This is a genomic window from Pedobacter sp. (genome assembly GCF_965227205.1).
GTDB lineage: Bacteria > Bacteroidota > Bacteroidia > Sphingobacteriales > Sphingobacteriaceae > Pedobacter.
Genome location: NZ_OZ245727.1, coordinates 2965218 through 2982479 on the forward strand (window position 1 = coordinate 2965218; position 17262 = coordinate 2982479).

At 34.8% G+C, this 17262-nt stretch carries 17 protein-coding genes; 5 read left to right on the forward strand and 12 right to left on the reverse strand.

Annotation, left to right across the window (positions count from 1 at the left end):
- Positions 1-16 precede the first annotated feature (16 nt).
- Positions 17-1015 carry a DNA adenine methylase gene (locus ACO05K_RS12575; RefSeq protein ID WP_421944782.1) on the forward strand — a complete coding sequence of 333 codons (999 nt, stop codon included), beginning with the start codon at positions 17-19 and terminating at the stop codon, positions 1013-1015.
- Here the strand turns inward: ACO05K_RS12575 and ACO05K_RS12580 are convergent.
- The 4 genes from ACO05K_RS12580 to ACO05K_RS12595 form a co-directional block, all read right to left on the reverse strand.
- The gene (locus tag ACO05K_RS12580) at positions 989-1474 is read right to left on the reverse strand and encodes a DUF7004 family protein (protein WP_421944783.1); all 486 of its coding nucleotides are present in this window, start codon (positions 1472-1474) and stop codon (positions 989-991) included. The two genes, ACO05K_RS12575 and ACO05K_RS12580, sit on opposite strands and share 27 nt — an antisense overlap.
- Positions 1475-1541: 67 nt before the next feature.
- Positions 1542-3995 carry an outer membrane beta-barrel protein gene (locus ACO05K_RS12585; RefSeq protein WP_421944784.1) on the reverse strand — a complete coding sequence of 818 codons (2454 nt, stop codon included), beginning with the start codon at positions 3993-3995 and terminating at the stop codon, positions 1542-1544.
- A 30-nt stretch (positions 3996-4025) separates the two neighbouring features.
- The gene (locus ACO05K_RS12590) at positions 4026-5930 is read right to left on the reverse strand and encodes a M56 family metallopeptidase (RefSeq protein WP_421944785.1); all 1905 of its coding nucleotides are present in this window, start codon (positions 5928-5930) and stop codon (positions 4026-4028) included.
- A gap of 23 nt (positions 5931-5953) precedes the next feature.
- Complete coding sequence (locus ACO05K_RS12595; protein WP_421944786.1) at positions 5954-6346, reverse strand: BlaI/MecI/CopY family transcriptional regulator; 393 nt, start codon at positions 6344-6346, stop codon at positions 5954-5956.
- 163 nt (positions 6347-6509) lie between these two features.
- Between ACO05K_RS12595 and ACO05K_RS12600 the strand changes: the two genes are divergently transcribed.
- Positions 6510-7871, forward strand: coding sequence for a hypothetical protein (locus ACO05K_RS12600; RefSeq protein WP_421944787.1), 1362 nt, complete (start codon positions 6510-6512; stop codon positions 7869-7871).
- An 11-nt stretch (positions 7872-7882) separates the two neighbouring features.
- Here the strand turns inward: ACO05K_RS12600 and ACO05K_RS12605 are convergent, their stop codons facing one another.
- Together ACO05K_RS12605 and ACO05K_RS12610 are read right to left on the reverse strand one after the other, a co-directional pair.
- Complete coding sequence (locus ACO05K_RS12605) at positions 7883-8281, reverse strand: GlcG/HbpS family heme-binding protein (protein WP_421944788.1); 399 nt, start codon at positions 8279-8281, stop codon at positions 7883-7885.
- A 333-nt stretch (positions 8282-8614) separates the two neighbouring features.
- Positions 8615-9469 (reverse strand): NAD(P)-dependent oxidoreductase, encoded by an 855-nt coding sequence (locus ACO05K_RS12610; RefSeq protein ID WP_421944789.1) that lies wholly within the window; start codon positions 9467-9469, stop codon positions 8615-8617.
- A 93-nt stretch (positions 9470-9562) separates the two neighbouring features.
- Between ACO05K_RS12610 and ACO05K_RS12615 the strand changes: the two genes are divergently transcribed.
- Entirely contained in the window at positions 9563-10663 is a 1101-nt protein-coding gene (locus tag ACO05K_RS12615) for a DNA alkylation repair protein (RefSeq protein ID WP_421944790.1), read from the forward strand.
- On the opposite strand, the gene ACO05K_RS12620 is transcribed toward ACO05K_RS12615, so the two are convergent.
- Both ACO05K_RS12620 and ACO05K_RS12625 read right to left on the reverse strand, forming a co-directional pair.
- Positions 10655-11581 carry an AraC family transcriptional regulator gene (locus ACO05K_RS12620; RefSeq protein ID WP_421944791.1) on the reverse strand — a complete coding sequence of 309 codons (927 nt, stop codon included), beginning with the start codon at positions 11579-11581 and terminating at the stop codon, positions 10655-10657. The genes ACO05K_RS12615 and ACO05K_RS12620 overlap by 9 nt on opposite strands.
- A gap of 30 nt (positions 11582-11611) precedes the next feature.
- On the reverse strand, positions 11612-11737 hold the full coding sequence (locus ACO05K_RS12625) for a hypothetical protein (RefSeq protein ID WP_421944792.1): 126 nt from the start codon (positions 11735-11737) through the stop codon (positions 11612-11614).
- Between ACO05K_RS12625 and ACO05K_RS12630 the strand changes: the two genes are divergently transcribed.
- Together ACO05K_RS12630 and ACO05K_RS12635 are read left to right on the forward strand one after the other, a co-directional pair.
- A complete protein-coding gene (locus ACO05K_RS12630) occupies positions 11736-13241 on the forward strand; it encodes an aldehyde dehydrogenase family protein (RefSeq protein ID WP_421944793.1) in 1506 nt (501 codons plus the stop codon). The genes ACO05K_RS12625 and ACO05K_RS12630 overlap by 2 nt on opposite strands.
- A 63-nt stretch (positions 13242-13304) precedes the next feature.
- Positions 13305-13682 (forward strand): DUF779 domain-containing protein, encoded by a 378-nt coding sequence (locus ACO05K_RS12635; RefSeq protein WP_421944794.1) that lies wholly within the window; start codon positions 13305-13307, stop codon positions 13680-13682.
- On the opposite strand, the gene ACO05K_RS12640 is transcribed toward ACO05K_RS12635, so the two are convergent.
- From ACO05K_RS12640 to ACO05K_RS12655, 4 genes are all read right to left on the reverse strand, one after another.
- Complete coding sequence (locus ACO05K_RS12640) at positions 13679-14134, reverse strand: NUDIX domain-containing protein (protein WP_421944795.1); 456 nt, start codon at positions 14132-14134, stop codon at positions 13679-13681. The two genes, ACO05K_RS12635 and ACO05K_RS12640, sit on opposite strands and share 4 nt — an antisense overlap.
- Before the next feature lie 77 nt (positions 14135-14211).
- A complete protein-coding gene (locus ACO05K_RS12645; protein ID WP_421944796.1) occupies positions 14212-14403 on the reverse strand; it encodes a hypothetical protein in 192 nt (63 codons plus the stop codon).
- Between the two features lie 97 nt (positions 14404-14500).
- On the reverse strand, positions 14501-16579 hold the full coding sequence (locus ACO05K_RS12650) for a glycoside hydrolase domain-containing protein (protein ID WP_421944797.1): 2079 nt from the start codon (positions 16577-16579) through the stop codon (positions 14501-14503).
- Positions 16580-16738: 159 nt separating this feature from the next.
- A complete protein-coding gene (locus ACO05K_RS12655; protein ID WP_421944798.1) occupies positions 16739-17257 on the reverse strand; it encodes a DUF2911 domain-containing protein in 519 nt (172 codons plus the stop codon).
- Positions 17258-17262 lie beyond the last annotated feature (5 nt).

Here is a 17262-nt window from a genome sequence, read left to right on the forward strand (position 1 = left end):
ATAAACTAATTATGTTTTGAATTACAGATCAATCTATTTTTATAACTTGCGTATTAATTCAGCAGCTTTTACACCATTGCCAAACCATACTAAATCCATTATAGCAAAACCATTTTTAAAATGGGCAGGAGGAAAAACACAATTAATTCCTGCTATTGAAAGCTACTTACCCGAAAATATAAAAACTTTACAGGATTTAACCTACGTTGAGCCATTTATTGGTAGCGGTGCGGTATTTTTCTGGTTTATTCAAACTTTTAATGTAAAACAAGCAATAATTAATGATGTAAATGCAGATTTAATTAATGTTTATCAGAGCATTAAAAATTCTCCAAAAGAATTGATTGCCCTTTTAGAAGATATTCAAAATCAATATTATGCCCTGTTAGATGAAGATGCCAAAAAAGCTTACTTCTTAAATCAGAGGACTTTATTTAATTCTACATCGGAAACTGATATTTTAAATGCTGCGTTATTTATTTTCTTAAACAGAACTTGTTTTAACGGTCTTTACAGGGTTAATAAAAAAAATGAATTTAATGTTCCTTTCGGGAAGTACGTTAAACCAAAAATCTGCGATGCTAATAATATTTTAGCCATTAGCGAATTATTGCAAAAGGTTATAATCCTTAATGGAGATTACGAAAGCACGCTTAATTTTGCTGGAGAAAATTCTTTCTTTTATTTCGACCCGCCTTATAAACCCATTAGCCAAACAGCGTCTTTCAATGCTTATGCAAGCGGAAGTTTTGATGATGCTGAACAAAAAAGGCTGGCAACTTTTACCGAAAAATTAACAGCGCAAAAAAAATATTGGTTGCTAAGCAATTCCGATCCTAAAAATATTAATCCTGGCGATGATTTTTTTGACCAGCTTTATGATAAGCCATTAAATACAATCGTTAGAGTAAAAGCTAAAAGAATGATAAATTCTAACGCTGCCAAACGCGGTGAAATAAATGAGGTCTTAATTATGAATTACTATTTATCAAAATCCATTTGCTTTCATAATTAAATCCAATTCTTTCCATTTCCTACCTTTTGAAAAATTGGCTGCATAAACTGGAGATAAGTGCTGCATTAAAACCTGATGCATCCCCAAACGTTTAACACGTTTTTTCAAAATGGCATAAGCTTTATTTTCTTCGGCAATCATGCCTACGTAAATTACTGTGAACCAAATGTTAATCTCCTGCTCGTCTTCCAAGTATTCTTTTGCTATGGCATCTATTAACCTTAAAATTACTTGACTAATATTCTTATCCGTTAGGGTGTAAAACTTTATAAAATCGTTGTAGATTTTTTGAGTGGTGTATTTCTTCGCCAAAATCTGCAATCGCCCAAAATATTCGGTATCAAGCGGTGCATACCTATGTTCATTTGGTTTAGAAAGATATACGCACCAATCATCAAAAGTTCCTTTATCAAATTCGATGCGTGTGTTGTTATTAAGTATTTTTATTAGCGTAGCCATACCCGTAAAATTTAAAATCAATTAAAACGGGATGTATTATAAAGCTAAATAATTTCCTTTTACATTCTTAATTTTTAACCCTGTTTTTTTCGGCATCAGCGCCAGAAGATTCGTGCTTTGCCGGAGCAGCAAATGCCTTTCCAAAACGGTAACTGTAGCTTAGAATCAAACTCCTGGAGTCTTGCCTGTTTATCCAACCGGCATTTGTAGCTGCCAAATTATTAATCACACCAACAACTACCCTATTTCTAAAAATATCTGATGCAGATAATTTCAAGGTACTTTTTGTTGATAATTTCTTCTGAACAGCAGCACCAAATTCGTGTACAGAACCAATTAAAAACTGTACACTCGAAAACTTAGATTGATACCTTAGATTAGCTTCAGCATTCCAGGTTGGGCTTATCTTAAACTGCAGATTTGGATTTGTTCTGAAATAACTTCCATTGGTTTTTAAAAACCCGGTATAAAAATCTGTTTTAGATACAATATTGGCAAGCTCAGCATAAATGTGTGTACTTAACCACTTGGTAATATCAAGATCGGCACTTACTGAAATATTTTTAACCGTTCCTTTACCAATATTTGCTGGCCTGCTGTAATAAGTACCATCAACTATTTCGATGGTTTCGTTTACATCATCCTTAATCCAGCTGTAGCCTAATGTCGTGGTTATCTTATTTTTGTATGTATGAGAAAGTTCTAAACTTTGTGTAAACGATGGACGTAAAAAAGGATTTCCAACATAATAAGTAAATTTATCGAGTGGAGAGAAAAAAGGATTCAAGTCCTGATAATATGGTCTATCCACACGTTTTCCGTAGTTTAAACCAATTTGATTTTTATTCGCTGTATCTAGCTTATAAGAGAAATATAAGGTTGGAAAAAAATTATTATAAGTTCTTCTGAAAGATGAATCCGGCTTGAGCAAATTACCAAGTTGGTGCCCATCAGAAATTGTACTTTCAAACCTTAAACCACCTTGCAGCGAAAACCTTTTACCTTCCATACTAATGTTTGCGTAAGCTGCATTTATGTTCTCCTTGTAAACAAATTGATTGGTTTTTTCATAATCTACAACCGTAATCTGGTTGGCAGTATATAAGTAATTTGCAGCGTTATCGGTTTTGGTATAACTGGATTTTAAACCTGACTCAAATTTCCAATGCTTATTTAGGTTTTTAGAATAATCGGTTTTAGCTGTATAAATCTGGATGTTTGATGGCAAATATCCTGTAAGCAAATCCTGAGATTTACGCTGCATATTTGCAAAGTAACTATCGTTAGTATAAGCTTGGTCGGTTCGGTTTCTGTAATTAAGATAATCTAAATCAAAAGAGAAATCGCCACCTTCTTTATCAAACTTATGCCTGTAATTAAGATTAAATGCAGCATTTTTATAATTTATGTTATCTATATTTTTAGCCTTAATTACCGAATCCGGTTGTTTATTTGCGTTTAGTAAATTACTCGTATTATTATTAATCTGTTCAGAAATCCGGCTCATTCCTGTAAAAACAAAACCCCATGTTGTTTTTACAGTTTGATAAAAATCTACTCCAGCCTTTGTGTTAAACGTATTTCCATGTCGCTTAAAATATGAGTTCTGATTAAAGTAGTACTTTGGCGAATCATCGGCATTTTTGTAGGTTCGGTTTAAATCCAAATCGGTAAAACTGTTATTTAGGTTATAACTTACATTACCAAAAACGTTTATTTTATTTTTCCTGAAATTAAAATTTGCACTGTTATTAGATCTCGTTAACTGTCCTTGAGTCAAACTCAAATTTACCCCTCCGTTAAAGTCTGCAACCTTATTTTTTTTAGTCTTGATGTTAATTACGCCTGCATTTCCGGCAGCATCATATTTTGCCGGAGGATTTGTCATAATCTCAATTTGTTCTAATGTAGAAGACGGCAGCGAACGTAAATAATTTTCCAAATCCTGTCCTGATAAATAAGTTGGTTTATCATCGATAAAAATATTGATACCACCTTTTCCTTTTAAGCTGATAACTCCATTTTGATCTACATTTACGCCAGGCGATTTAGAAAGCACATCCAAAGCAGTAGTACCTGCGTTAGATATCAATGCATCTACATTAACCACCATTCTATCAATTTTCTGTTCTACAAAAGCCTTTTTACCACTTACCGTAACGTCTTTCAGTATGTTTTCGTTGGCTAAGAGTTTTACATTACCAATATTTACTGGATCGGTTTTCTCGTTTAATTCTATTTCACTACTTTTATAAATTCCGTAACCGATTGATGAAATGCGCAGATGATACTTTCCAAAAGATAGATTATTAAAGCTAAACTGACCATCTGCTTCGCTCAAAGTTGTTTTAAGCAAAACTGAATCTCTGCTATTATACAATGCTATTGAGGCCAGCTCGAGATTATTATTTTCCCCATCTACCACACGGCCTGAAATTTTAGATGAATTTTGCTGTGCTTGTGCGAAATTAAGGGCAATACCTATCCACACGACGAAAAAAGCCGTTAATTTTTTATTCATTAAAACTGAGATTAATTTTGCTCTGAGGATTTAGTTATTGTTAGTTTCCTGATATTCGTATAACAATGCACTATTGCTTTTAGGCAGATATTTGCTTTTATATTTCTGATGAAAACTACTACTCTGTTTTACACCATTTATAATGAAACCATTTTTATCAAGCTTGTACGATAATTTATTTTGGGTTTTAATGATACCATCTTTAATTAAATCTTTAATGATGCTCTTGTAATCGTGATCATCTGTATCCGTGCTTGTAACAGATTCTACTACTCTTTGTGTACCCGTTTTAATCGAAACTTTTGAGCTGCTTTTAGCTTTATGTGACGATGATGTTTCAGAAAAAGAGTTATACTCATTTTGGTAAACCGGAGGAGTTGGTGCTGCAGGTACTGCTACAGGAACATTCAAATCTAAATGAATTGGTGGAGTTGGAGGTGTTGGCGGTACTGAAGGAACAGGGATTTCAGTCGCACTATGCTTTTTACTTCTTGCTTTTTGTATCTCCTCAGAAATTTTTTGCTGAACCTCGTATTGCTTTTGCTTAGATTCATAGCGTTTTTGCTCTATATCATATCGCTTCTGCTCTGCATCATATCTTTTCTGTTCAGCATCGTATTGTTTCTGATGCTCTTCATATTTCTTTTGGTCAACTTTGTATCTTTCATCAGCCAATTTGCGCTCAATATCAGCTTTAATTTCTTTATCTATTAATTCTTGCGATTCCATACGAATTGCAATTTCCTTTTCTAAATCAACATTTGCTTTCTGCTTTTCTGCTTGTTTTTTATCAGCCTCGGCCTTTTGTTTAGCTAATTTAATTTTTAAAGAATCTTGTAAACTTTGAACTGGTTGATTTACCGTAATAACAGCTGCATTTTTTACATAGTTATCTTTAGCACTTAAATTTTTGAAAGCTGCTGAAAATACCACAACCGATATTAATGCAGCACTAAGAATTGTTTTTTCCATTTTATTTAGCGTTTTTTTATTATCAAAAAGCATTCGGCTTACACGTTCAAAAAGCGGGCTTTTTTTATCGCTGAAAGCCATGGCAAATTTTGGAGCGTTTAATTGAAATTCCTGACAAACAATTAATGCTTTTACATAATTTTTCTTGTTTTCTAATTTTGCAACCGCCAAATCATCACAGCAATTTTCTCGTTCCTCACGGATTAATTTTGAAAGCCATATTACTGCCGGGTTGAAGAAAAATATAATTTCTACAAAACTTTGTAAAAGGTTAACCAGATAATCTTTTCGTTTGATATGTGCCAATTCGTGGCATAAAATTGCTTCAACTTCTTCAGTAGAAATGCTATTGAGCAAACCAAGTGGGATTAGAACCAATGGCTTTAAATGTCCAATAACCATCGGCACTTGCGCCAATCCTGATTGCAATATTTTTACCTTTCTGCTAACGCCAAATTGATTGGCCAATGTATCTAACTTATCTTCCCATACTTTTCCTGCCGAATAAACTTTAGTTTTTCTGAGGTGATAAACCCCATTTAATCCAACAAACAACTGAATGCTTTTAATGCAGATAACAATAAACCATAACAAAACAATCTGAGGCGAATAAGCATTCCAAATGCTTCTAAATGTTTCAAAGCCTGCAGCCACATTGTTGGCAGTATTTGTGTTCATCTGCGATGTTGATTTATCTATCGATAATTTAGAAGTCGCATGTACTTCTATTACATTTTGATTATCGAAAGAATTATAAAACATAAAAGAAACCGATGCAACAAATAAAAACATTGCAGAAATAAGCAAATTATACCTCAAATTTGCAGAGCCTTTTCTTGTAAAAAATATTATACCTGCAACTAAAAACGATAATATTACGCCCAGCCATAGCGAGTGGAATAACATGATACCAAAAGCACTTAACCAATCTGGAGCAAAAAAATCTGTCAAATTAAATTTCATTTTGTGGTTCTTTAAGAGTTTGTTTAATTATCTAAATCTTCAAGTAGTTTTTTAATCTTATCTATATCTTCTTTAGAAGTTTTTTCATTACCAAGCAACTGCATAACTAAAGAAGAAGCTGAGCCTTTATATAGGGTACTTACAAACCTATCCAGTAACTGATTTTTAGTTTTCGCTTCTGCCTCAACCGGAATGTAAATATGTTTCATTTGGCTCTCATCTCGTTTCAAAATACCTTTTTCAGTTAAAATCTGCATTTGTTTTAAGGTTGATGTATAATTCACCTCACGTTGTTCGTTTAGCTTATCATTTACAAAACGAACTGTTGATGGACCAAATTCCCATAGAACTTGAAGAATTTCCAACTCAGCTTTTGTAGGTTCAGGTAAATTATGTTCGGCTTTATTCGTATTCATAATTTAAAGGTACGATGTTTTTCGTACGAAACAAATATTATTTATTTTTTCTCCAATGTTTTTCTGAGAATTATATAAATCATTTTGTAAAAGATGTAACAGCAGCTGTTTCTGGTAAATTAATTTTGTGTTACACACATACGAAATCAAAAATCAGTTCTATATGAATTTAAAACTCACATTGCTCACCGTCCTTATCATCGGAGCTGCATCTTCGGTACAGGCACAGCACGAAATGCACATGCAATCTAAAAAGGATACGGTTTCTGCGAAAACAGATACCGCAGCAAATCATGCTCATAATAACATGGATGCAGGAACACCAATGAGCCATTCCTATTCCCTCAATTTACCGATGAGCAGAAATGGGTCAGGAACTTCTTGGCTACCAGATGCAGCGCCAATGTATGGCATAAAGCTTCATTCAAAAAAGTGGATGTACATGTTACATGGTAACGTTGCTTTAAGGTATACCAATCAAGATATTGCAAATAAAGGCAGTCGCGGTGGAGATAAATTTGATGCGCCAAACTGGTTTATGGCGATGGGACAAAGAAAAGTGGGAGAAAAAGGATTGTTCCATTTCGGTGCGATGATTTCATTCGATAGGTTAACAGAAGGTGGTGCTGGTTATCCCCTATTATTTCAAACCGGAGAAAGCTGGAAAGGAAATCCGTTAGTAGATAAACAACATCCTCACGATTTATTTTCAGAATTATCTGTGGCTTACACGCACTCGTTTTCAAAGAAAGCCGATCTTACCTTTTACTTTGGTTATCCAGGCGAACCAGCTTTGGGTTCAGTTGCTTTTATGCATCGTCCATCTGCTTTGGCTAATCCAGATGCGCCAATTTCACACCATTGGAATGACGGAACACACATCACCTTTGGTGTAGCAACTTTAGGTTTTAGATATGATAAATTTAAAATTGAGGCATCTTCTTTTACAGGTAGAGAACCTGATGAAAACCGTTTTGATTTTGATAAACCTCGGTTCGATTCTTATTCTGCCCGTTTATCTTTCAATCCGAATAAAAACTGGGCATTACAGGTTTCGCAAGGATGGATTAAAAGCCCTGAGCTATTGCACAATAATGAAAACGTTAATCGAACAATTGCCTCAGCAATTTACGCATTGCCAATTGGCGATGAACAGAATTTAAATGCAACCGCTTTATGGGGCTTAAACAAAAGCAAAGGACATTCAGGAGAAAACGCAGCATTAATTGAGGCTGCATATCGAAGAAAAAAGCTTTCGCTTTACAGCCGTTACGAATGGGTTCAAAAATCGGCAGAAGAATTAAACCTTAATGAAAATACTTTCGGTAAAGATCTATTTGGAGTAAACGTTTTAAGCTTGGGTGTAAATTACGATGTATTCAAATTTTCAAAATTCCGTTCAGCTATTGGCGGACAGTTTTCCATCTACAACACAAAAAGTGCTTTAGATAATCTTTACGGAAAAAATCCAATAGGCGGACAAATTTTTATACGTATTTATCCTAAGCTGATGAAGATGAATTAAGATTACCTTGGTTAAATGGCCTCTGATCCAGCTATCGCAACCTCATGATCATCATCAACCGTACTTCCAGATACTCCAATTGCACCGATTATTTCACCTTCAGAATTTTTTAAGGTAACTCCACCGGGAAACGTTATTAAACCACCGTTTGAATGTTCTATGTTAAACAATGCTTCGCCTGGCTGAACAAGTGGCGTTAACGCTTTAGTGTCCATCTGAAACCATGCTGCCGTTCTGGCTTTTTTGATAGATATATCAACAGAACCAATCCAACTTCCATCCATATGTGCAAATGCAATCAAATTACTTCCAGAATCTACAATGGCAATATTCATTTTAGTATCTATTGCTGATGCTTTTTGTTTCGCAGCAGCAATAGCTTTTTCTGCTTGTTCTAATGTAATGCTCATAACCTTTATATGTTAACTGCTTATAAAACATGGCGACAACACATTGGTTTCAAGTTTCTACTATTAATACACTCCTTTATGAAGTGATGGAATATTTTTCGTTAGCTAAAAAATATTTATTCTTTCCGCAATGTATACAAGTGTGTTTAGCTAAATAGATTTGACCGTGTTTTACATGATAAACAGGTTTTGAAGAGAACGCATTTTTATATTCATGGTTGCAGAGCAATCGAATTAAGAATGTTTTCATGTGCGGGACAATTTAAAAGATTCAATTAAGCTAATATTATGAAATTAGTTTAATTGAATCGATAAACACCCTAATTGTGTCGTTTAATATTTCAAGGCCTTAAACACAGCAATAATATCTTCATTTTCATGCTCTTGTGCAGCATCCTCGTATGTAGCAAGTGTAGTTTTAGCAAGTGGCGAAACCAAACCTTCTGCTTTTGCCAAATTCAAATCTTTTACAATGTGCTTTAAAGCAAAAGCGGCATTGTAATTATCATTTACAATTGCTTCACCTTTTATTTTGCTGAAAATATTACCTAAAGCGCTATTCTCTATTAGTGTAAGTAAACTTTGAGTATCTATATTTTTAGATTGAGCGAACAAAATCGCTTCTGCTAAACCTTGAGCATGTAAAGCCAATAAACCATTAATGGCAAGCTTTGCATTATTTCCTGCACCTGTTTCGCCAACCAACATCGCTAGTTTTCCTAATTTTTCGAAAACTGGTTTTACTTTATTAAAAGCTGCTTCATCACCACCAACCATAATTACAAGTGTACCCGTTTCTGCTTGCTTAACACTTCCAGAAACTGGTGCATCTAAATAAGCACCGCCTTTCGTTTTACAAAGAGAAGCCATTTCTATGCTTATTCCCGGAGAAACTGTACTCATATTTATAATGATTTTATTGCTTAAATCTTGCTCTAACAAACCATCGGCTCCAGTAAAAATTTGTTTTATTGCTGCGTCATCAGAAACCATTACAAAAATAATATCGCTTATAGCTACTAAATCCCGTGGACTTGAAACAACCTCAGCGCCACTGTTTAGCAACGATTGCGCTTTATCTTTACTGCGATTGAAAACGTTAAGTTTGTAACCTGCCTTAATTAATTGAGCTGACATTGGCATCCCCATATTGCCAAGTCCAACCCATCCGATATTTAATTGTTCCATCTAACAAATATCAACAAAAACTCCACTGATTGTGCAAAAGCTTTTTTAAACTAGAGTAAAATTATAAGTTACTTTGTGGCATATTTTTTAACAATGAGCTACCTTTTAAAAGATTTATATTCTCCTAATTTCTACGATAATCTATCGAACGTTTTAATTAAAACCTTGCCTGGTTTTGATAAAAATAAGTTTATCGCAGAGATTTACACAGCAGACTTTGAATCAAAGGAACTGAAAGAAAGGATGAAACACACCACTAAGGTTTTACATCATTTTATGCCAGAAAACTTTGCCGAAAGCACCTTGCTAATTGAAAAAATAATTAATCAATTAAGAATTGAACGAATTGGTGAAGACTCATTAACCTATATGTTTCTGCCAGATTATATTGAAACTTACGGTTTAGAAGATTTTGAGAGCGCTGTAAAGGCATTAAAATTTACTACTCAATTTACAAGCTGTGAATTTGCCATTCGCCCATTTATTTTAAAGTACGGAGATGCAATGCTTGCAGAAATGTTAAAATGGTCGAAGCATGAAAATCATAAAGTACGCAGATTGGCCAGTGAGGGTAGCAGACCACGTTTGCCTTGGGCAATGGGTATTCCGGCGTTAAAGAAAAATCCATCTGGTGTGTTGCCAATTTTAGAGAATTTAAAAGCAGATACTTCTGAATATGTACGCAGAAGTGTAGCAAATAATCTTAATGACATTGCTAAAGATCACCCTTCGATTGTATTGGAAATTGCCACACGATGGTCGGGTTTGAGCAAAGAAACAGATGCTATTGTAAAACATGGAAGCCGAACACTTTTGAAACAAGGGCATTCGGAAATTTTAAAACATTATGGATTAAGTGATAAAGGCATCCATCTTTCAGATTTTAAAGTGTTAACGCCAGTTGTAAATATTGGCGGCAATCTTGAATTTTCTTTCAATATCGCAAACACAAATGCCGTTCAGCAAAAAGTTAGACTAGAATATGGTATTTACTATATGAAGCAAAACGGTCAGTTAAGCAAAAAGGTGTTTAAAATTTCTGAGCGTGATTATTTATCGGGAAGTAGTCTAATGTTAAACCGAAAGCAGAAATTTGTGCTGATAACTACAAGAAAATATTATCCTGGTCAACATCAAATCTCAATTATCATCAACGGTGTTGAGAAAGAGATTTCAGCTTTCGAATTAGTGTAAAATTTGATTGATAATGTTGCTCTGGTAACTTCCTGGCGTAACACCTTCTATCTTTTTAAAAGCACGAATAAAATAATTTGCGTCGCTGAAACCCAGCTCATAACTCACGGCAGTAACTTTAGCTGCTGGATTAGCCAAAAGGGCTTTCGCTTTGCTAATTTTTTCGCTCAGTATAAAATCGTTAGGAGAAATTCCTAATTCTCTTTTAAAAAGTCTATAAAATGTTGCCCTGCTCATGCAGGCTTTATCGGTTAAGCCATCAATATTTATTTTCTCGTTGAGATTAGATTTTATATAATCGATAATGTAAGCCATTGGATTTTGGTTTACGTTATCATGCACATTATTTAATGCATACAAATTCTGACTTTGCATTATCCTTACCAAAAGTTCCTTCAATGTTAAATCGGCAAGTATGTCTTTTTCTACTGATTTTTCTGCACAAATTTTAACCACTTTATTTATCAGGTAAGCAATCTCCTGGTTATTTTGAAAGTGATATTGATTATAATCCAAAGCCCATTTATCGGCAGTTCCTTCTTTTGGGAAAAACTCATTCAAATAATTTATGGTCTTTTTTATCTGCTCCTGATCTATTGCCAAAGCAATACATTGGGTTGGATTTTGGTCTGTTGCTTCGGGGAAATCAATTTTCATGGTAACAGAAGCGGGAACAATTACCGTTTGACCAGGATTATATTCAAAACCCTGCTTATCAAATAAATGCATTACCTTTTTTCCACGTAGCATACTCGTAATTACAAAATCGTTAAAGGTTAAAGGCACCATGTAAGATTTTGTATAGGTTTCAAAAACATTAAGCTCACAACGTTCTAAGGTATAAGAGGTCCGGTTTTCGACAAGGGTTTGTAAATTTTCCGTTTTACTCAAGTTAACGGTATCCAAAGTATGCTGCATAGTAATTTGGTTAGATTATTTACTTGATATTCAAATATAACTGTATTTCGATAAGGTTACATAGCCTGAAACAATAATGCTACCATTTGCTACAATTTCACTATCTGAACCGATGGGTTTGCGCTTAGGTTTGTAATAACCAAATCTCAAAATCATGGAAAATTTAATAAGCAAACCGAGCTTTAAACCACATTACGATAATTTTATTGGAGGAAAATTTGTACCGCCTGTAAAGGGTGTTTATTTTGATAACATCTCTCCAATTGATGGAAAAGTATTTACAAAAGCGGCCCGTTCTAGTAAAGAAGATGTTGAGCTTGCGCTCGATGCTGCACACGAAGCTTTCAAAACCTGGAGCAAAAGTGCACCAACTTACAGGAGTAACATTCTGTTAAAGATCGCTCAGAAAATTGAAGATAATCTTGAATATTTAGCCACTGTAGAAACCATTGACAATGGTAAAGCTGTACGCGAAACTTTAGCCGCTGATTTACCATTGGTGGTTGATCATTTCCGCTATTTTGCTGGTGTAATCAGAGGAGATGAAGGCAGCATTTCTGAACACGATGAGCACACGGTTAGCATTGCGTTACACGAACCAATCGGCGTTGTGGCTCAAATCATCCCATGGAATTTTCCGCTTTTAATGGCAACATGGAAAATTGCACCAGCATTAGCAGCAGGTTGTTGTACAGTGGTTAAACCAGCCGAGCAAACACCAGTTTCGATAATCATTTTAATGGAATTGATTGGCGATTTATTGCCTCCAGGGGTTTTAAACATTGTAAACGGTTATGGCATCGAAGTTGGTAAACCACTTGCAACATCATCCAGAATTGCAAAAGTGGCTTTTACAGGAAGTACAACATCTGGCAGGTTGATTATGCAATACGCAGCCGAAAATATCATTCCATCAACAATGGAATTGGGTGGTAAATCTCCAAATATTTTCTTTGAATCTGTAGCAGATGCTGACGATGAATTTTTCGATAAAGCTGTAGAAGGTGCAGTGATGTTTGCTTTAAATCAAGGTGAAATTTGTACTTGTCCATCGCGTTTATTAATTCAGGAAAGTATTTACGATAAATTTATTGCAAAGGTAATTGAGCGTACAAAAGCAATTAAAACTTTACATCCTTTGGATAGAACCGGAATGATGGGTGCTCAAACCTCAAACGAGCAATACCAGAAAATTCTATCCTACCTAAAAATTGGTAAGGAAGAAGGGGCTGAAGTTTTAGTTGGTGGCGAAGCAAATAAACTTGACGGTGATTTATCAACCGGATATTATATTGAGCCAACCATTTTAAAAGGACACAACAAAATGCGTGTTTTTCAGGAAGAAATTTTTGGACCTGTAGTATGCGTTACAACTTTTAAAACCGTAGAAGAAGCCATCGAAATTGCAAACGATACACTTTATGGATTAGGCGCAGGTGTATGGACAAGAGATGCACACGAACTTTATCAAGTTCCAAGAGCGATTCAGGCTGGAAGGGTTTGGGTAAATCAATATCATGCTTATCCAGCTCATGCGCCATTTGGTGGCTATAAAAAATCTGGTTTTGGTCGCGAAAACCATAAAATGATGCTTGACCATTACCGCAGCACTAAAAACATGCTTATTTCTTACGATAAAAATAAACTAGGTTTCTTTTAAGGGAAATTTGTTCCGGCTGTTATTTTGTTTAGCAGCCGGTTTTTATTTATTAAATTGTAAGAAATGATAAAGAGAGTATTAGTAACAGAAAAAGCTGCAGAAGTTATCAGTAAACTTAAAGCTGAATATGGTGAGTTGATGTTTCACCAAAGTGGAGGTTGTTGTGAAGGCTCTTATCCACATTGTTTTGAAAAAGGTGGTTTCTTAATTGGCTCTAACGATGTTTGTATTGGCGAAATTGAAGGCTGTAAGTTTTACATGGCAGGCGACCAATTTGAATATTGGAAACATACGCAACTTACACTTGATGCTATGGAAGGAAGAGCTGCCAGTTTTTCTTTAGAATCTACCCTGGATGTTGGTTTTTATATAGATTCGAGGTTGTTTACTGATGATGAAATTAAGGATTTGGAACCTTTAATTCCGCTGGAAGATGACTAACCAAAACGCTTTATAACTTCATCAAGAAAAGGGATTTGCCTTTCGTTAATTTTAATTTTTGCCTCCTGATAATTAAACCATTCTCCTTTATCAATTTCGGCAATTTCTATTTTTTTGCCGCTTCGCGGAGGCCATTCCATTTCGAAGGTATTGCTTACAATTTTCGAAGCATCAAAATCGAAATTAATTGCCCAACAGTAAACTTTCTTTCCGCCTTTTTGGGTAATTTCTTTTAGCGGAATAAATTCTCCTTCAAGTTTGATGGAAGTTTCCTCTTCAAATTCGCGAATCGCCGCTGCAAGCATTTCTTCATTGGCAAGTAATTCTCCTTTGGGTACAGTCCACACTCCGGCATCTTTTTTAGCAAAAAATGGTCCGCCCGGATGTACAAGGAAAAACTCAAATTCTTCCCCAATTATCCTAAATGCTAATATGCCTGCGCTTTGTTTCAAAACTTAAAGTCTAAATTAAACAAAAAAAGCAACCTGATTTTTTTCAGATTGCTTTTCTAACCAAACCGTTAAACCGATTATAGTAATCCGTATATTCCATGAGCATAAGTACGCAAAGATTCTGAAACCGTTTTCATCTTTTCAGGAGACGGTCCTTTCACCTTATATGCTTCAGGGTGCATTGTATCTTGATTGTAATTGTTTTCTTCTACAACGCTTTTACGTGTAAGCGTATCATTCTGATTTTCGTCTGTTTTCAAAGGAGCCATGTGCTATATATTTTTATCAAGAACACGGCTCAAATCAATTTTGTTTTGCTCAGATAATAAAAAAAATCAATCTGACTAAAAACCAACAAATGGCAGATTATTTTTCTAGGCTGGATATCCAATTTTCGGTATTGGAAACCAAAACAGGAGTAGCAGAAGCAACAATTTTTAAAATTCCTCCAGCATTAATTTCGTCCTGTGTAATGTAATTCTTATTAAACTTTTTACCGTTTAGAAAAACCTCTTTTACGTATTTATTTTTAACGCTGAAATTTTCTACTTCAACCTTAAATGTTTTACCTGCTTTAACCTGATAAGTAACTGATTTAAAAAGCGGAACGTTTAAGTAATAAACCGGCCAACCCACGCATGGAGGAGAAAATCCACTCGCTGTAAAAACATACCAAGCCGACATTGCGCCTGCATCATCATCCATTGTACGTACATATGCCTGGGGTTTATTTTGGTAGATTTTACCGATAAAAGAACCAATGCCACGGCTGTTATCATTAAAGTAATTCTGGATAACGGTATCGGCTGCTAACTGGTGCATCCAATCCTGAGATTTATACCCAGACTTAGTAACATTGTACATTAACGGAGCTTGCAAATCAGGTTCGTTTGCGTGGTTATATAAATCTCTTTCGAAGAATGTATCTAAGTTTTTAAGGTAATTTTGTTCTCCACCATCAAGTTCAATCAACCCTTTAAAATCGTAAGGAACAAACCAACGATACTGCCAGATGGTTCCTTGATATAAGCCTCTTGCCTGCATTCTGTCAACATCATTTTTCGTTAGGTCTTTAAAATCTTTGTTCCAATAGGTTTTATATTCCAGAGCTTTATTTAAGTAGAAATCTGATTTTTCTTTATTATTCTGAATTTTAAAAATTTCCGAAAGTGCCCAATTATCGTAGCTCGACTCTAAAGCTTTATCTGGCGATTTAAAATCTAAACCATTTACCTCTTTCATTAAAGAATCGGTTATGCTTTTAAAATCAACTTTGTAACCTTTGCGGTAAGCATCTAATAAGACAACAATACCGTGTTCGGTTCTAACTGTGTTTGATGGTTCTGTTTGCGTTGCATAATCCTTTTTGCCTGAGTTATATAAATCAGCAATGGAAGTCACAATTCCTTGGTAACGATCTGGCGATATAATTGAAAGCAATGGAAGTTGTGTGCGGTAATTATCCCAAATTGCCCAGCCATTATATCTTGTTTCAGTATCCTTTTTTAATTCACCTTTGGTGTTACGATATTGCCCATCACTTTCAGAAATTACGTACGGCGATTGCATGGTACGGTAAAGCATAGAATAAAATAGCTTTGCACTTTCCAAATCTCCATCAACAGCAATTTTACTCAAATTACTATTCCAATCTTTACTGCTTTGAGCTTTCATTTGTTCAAAAGGACCTTTATTAATTGATTTTTTAGCCGCATCTATACTAACAGAAGAAAATGCAATATTAATCCCTGCTGTGGTTGAAGCATTATTGAGCATCGCGATTAATTTATGATTGCTTTGCTCTTTCCAGGTAGCTTTTTCATCCAATTCGAGATAATAATACAAGCGATATTTACCAACACTACAAGTTGTTTTAGATACCAAAGTTCCACTTACTGTATTCCCATTTATTTCATGTTCTTCAGATACAAAAGCTCCATTAAATGCATAACTTAAATCCAGATAAAAACCTTTTTCTCCCTTTGGAAACTGATAAGCATGTTTGCCTGCGTTGCCCAAAACTGTTAATTGTGTTTTAATCTGGTTATCAAATCCAACTTCGTAATATCCCGGAGCTGCTTTTTCTGTTGATTTTATTAACATTGATTTTGATGGATCTGTACCCAAAAATGGTTTTATTAAGATATTTCCACCAGAACCCTGGCAACCAACGCCTTCAAATCTATTGTGAGTAAAACCTTCAAATTTCTTTGCCAAAAACTCATATCCGGTGTGGGTTTTTGGATAAGTTTGCGGACAAATACTCAACATGCTAAAAGGATAGGAAGCTGCCGGCGACATTTGGCCATGGTCTCCTGAAGAGCCTAAAAAAACGTTCACTAAATCTACAGGTCTGGTGTTGGCAATTGAGAAATTAGTTGATTTGCTCTGAGCTAATACGTTTAAGTAAATTAAAAAGCAAATGGCGGTTAAAATTCTTCTCATCTTTAATATCAATAATTTGTCTGGATTTCTTGGGGCTAAATTATATAATTTAAGGTTAATATATCGTTATATTTTATCTTCTTTGCATACCATGTAATAACAATAAAAAAGCCATCCTGATAAATCAGAATGGCTTAAATATTTTAAAAAAAATTCGCCTTATTTTACTGCTACCGGAACTGAAACTTTATCCCAATCCATTGTAAAACCAGCTTTGTTTACTTTATAAACTAAAGTTTCTTGTGTTGCTTTTAATGCTTTTACTTTAACATCTACACGTAAAGCATCTTTAGCTTCTTCATATTTATAAGCACCCCATTGTTTTGGCTCTTTGTTAAAAATTGCAGTCCATGTTCCGCTTTCTTTAGGGATTAAGAAAAAGCTGTATTTACCTGCTGGTAAAGCTTTTCCCTGAACCGTAATATTTTTATCAGTTTCGAAAGTTGTTGCTTCGTTAGCGCCTGCACGCCAAACAACATCATATTTTTCAAGGCCACCCCAAATTTTACGTCCTTTTACAGATGGGCTACTGTAAGCAATTGTAATCGTTGCATCCTTAATTTTTCCTGTAGCAGTTGCAGCCGGACTTGCTGGCTTTTTTGCTTCTTGAGCCATTGCGCCTACAGAAATAGTAATTGCCGCAAAAAGCAAAGCGATAGATTTAATAGTGGTTTTCATAGTAA

What these genes read in the sequence shown, in the direction of transcription:
- ACO05K_RS12635 (WP_421944794.1), top strand. Translation starts at nt 13,305, where the DNA reads ATGATAAAGAGAGTATTAGTAACAGAAAAAGCTGCAGAAGTTATCAGT.
- ACO05K_RS12620 (WP_421944791.1), bottom strand. Translation starts at nt 11,581, where the DNA reads ATGCAGCATACTTTGGATACCGTTAACTTGAGTAAAACGGAAAATTTA.
- ACO05K_RS12585 (WP_421944784.1), bottom strand. Translation starts at nt 3,995, where the DNA reads ATGAATAAAAAATTAACGGCTTTTTTCGTCGTGTGGATAGGTATTGCC.
- ACO05K_RS12650 (WP_421944797.1), bottom strand. Translation starts at nt 16,579, where the DNA reads ATGAGAAGAATTTTAACCGCCATTTGCTTTTTAATTTACTTAAACGTA.
- ACO05K_RS12590 (WP_421944785.1), bottom strand. Translation starts at nt 5,930, where the DNA reads ATGAAATTTAATTTGACAGATTTTTTTGCTCCAGATTGGTTAAGTGCT.
- ACO05K_RS12645 (WP_421944796.1), bottom strand. Translation starts at nt 14,403, where the DNA reads ATGGCTCCTTTGAAAACAGACGAAAATCAGAATGATACGCTTACACGT.
- ACO05K_RS12625 (WP_421944792.1), bottom strand. Translation starts at nt 11,737, where the DNA reads ATGATTTTGAGATTTGGTTATTACAAACCTAAGCGCAAACCCATCGGT.
- ACO05K_RS12595 (WP_421944786.1), bottom strand. Translation starts at nt 6,346, where the DNA reads ATGAATACGAATAAAGCCGAACATAATTTACCTGAACCTACAAAAGCT.
- ACO05K_RS12610 (WP_421944789.1), bottom strand. Translation starts at nt 9,469, where the DNA reads ATGGAACAATTAAATATCGGATGGGTTGGACTTGGCAATATGGGGATG.
- ACO05K_RS12580 (WP_421944783.1), bottom strand. Translation starts at nt 1,474, where the DNA reads ATGGCTACGCTAATAAAAATACTTAATAACAACACACGCATCGAATTT.
- ACO05K_RS12615 (WP_421944790.1), top strand. Translation starts at nt 9,563, where the DNA reads ATGAGCTACCTTTTAAAAGATTTATATTCTCCTAATTTCTACGATAAT.
- ACO05K_RS12630 (WP_421944793.1), top strand. Translation starts at nt 11,736, where the DNA reads ATGGAAAATTTAATAAGCAAACCGAGCTTTAAACCACATTACGATAAT.
- ACO05K_RS12605 (WP_421944788.1), bottom strand. Translation starts at nt 8,281, where the DNA reads ATGAGCATTACATTAGAACAAGCAGAAAAAGCTATTGCTGCTGCGAAA.
- ACO05K_RS12655 (WP_421944798.1), bottom strand. Translation starts at nt 17,257, where the DNA reads ATGAAAACCACTATTAAATCTATCGCTTTGCTTTTTGCGGCAATTACT.
- ACO05K_RS12600 (WP_421944787.1), top strand. Translation starts at nt 6,510, where the DNA reads ATGAATTTAAAACTCACATTGCTCACCGTCCTTATCATCGGAGCTGCA.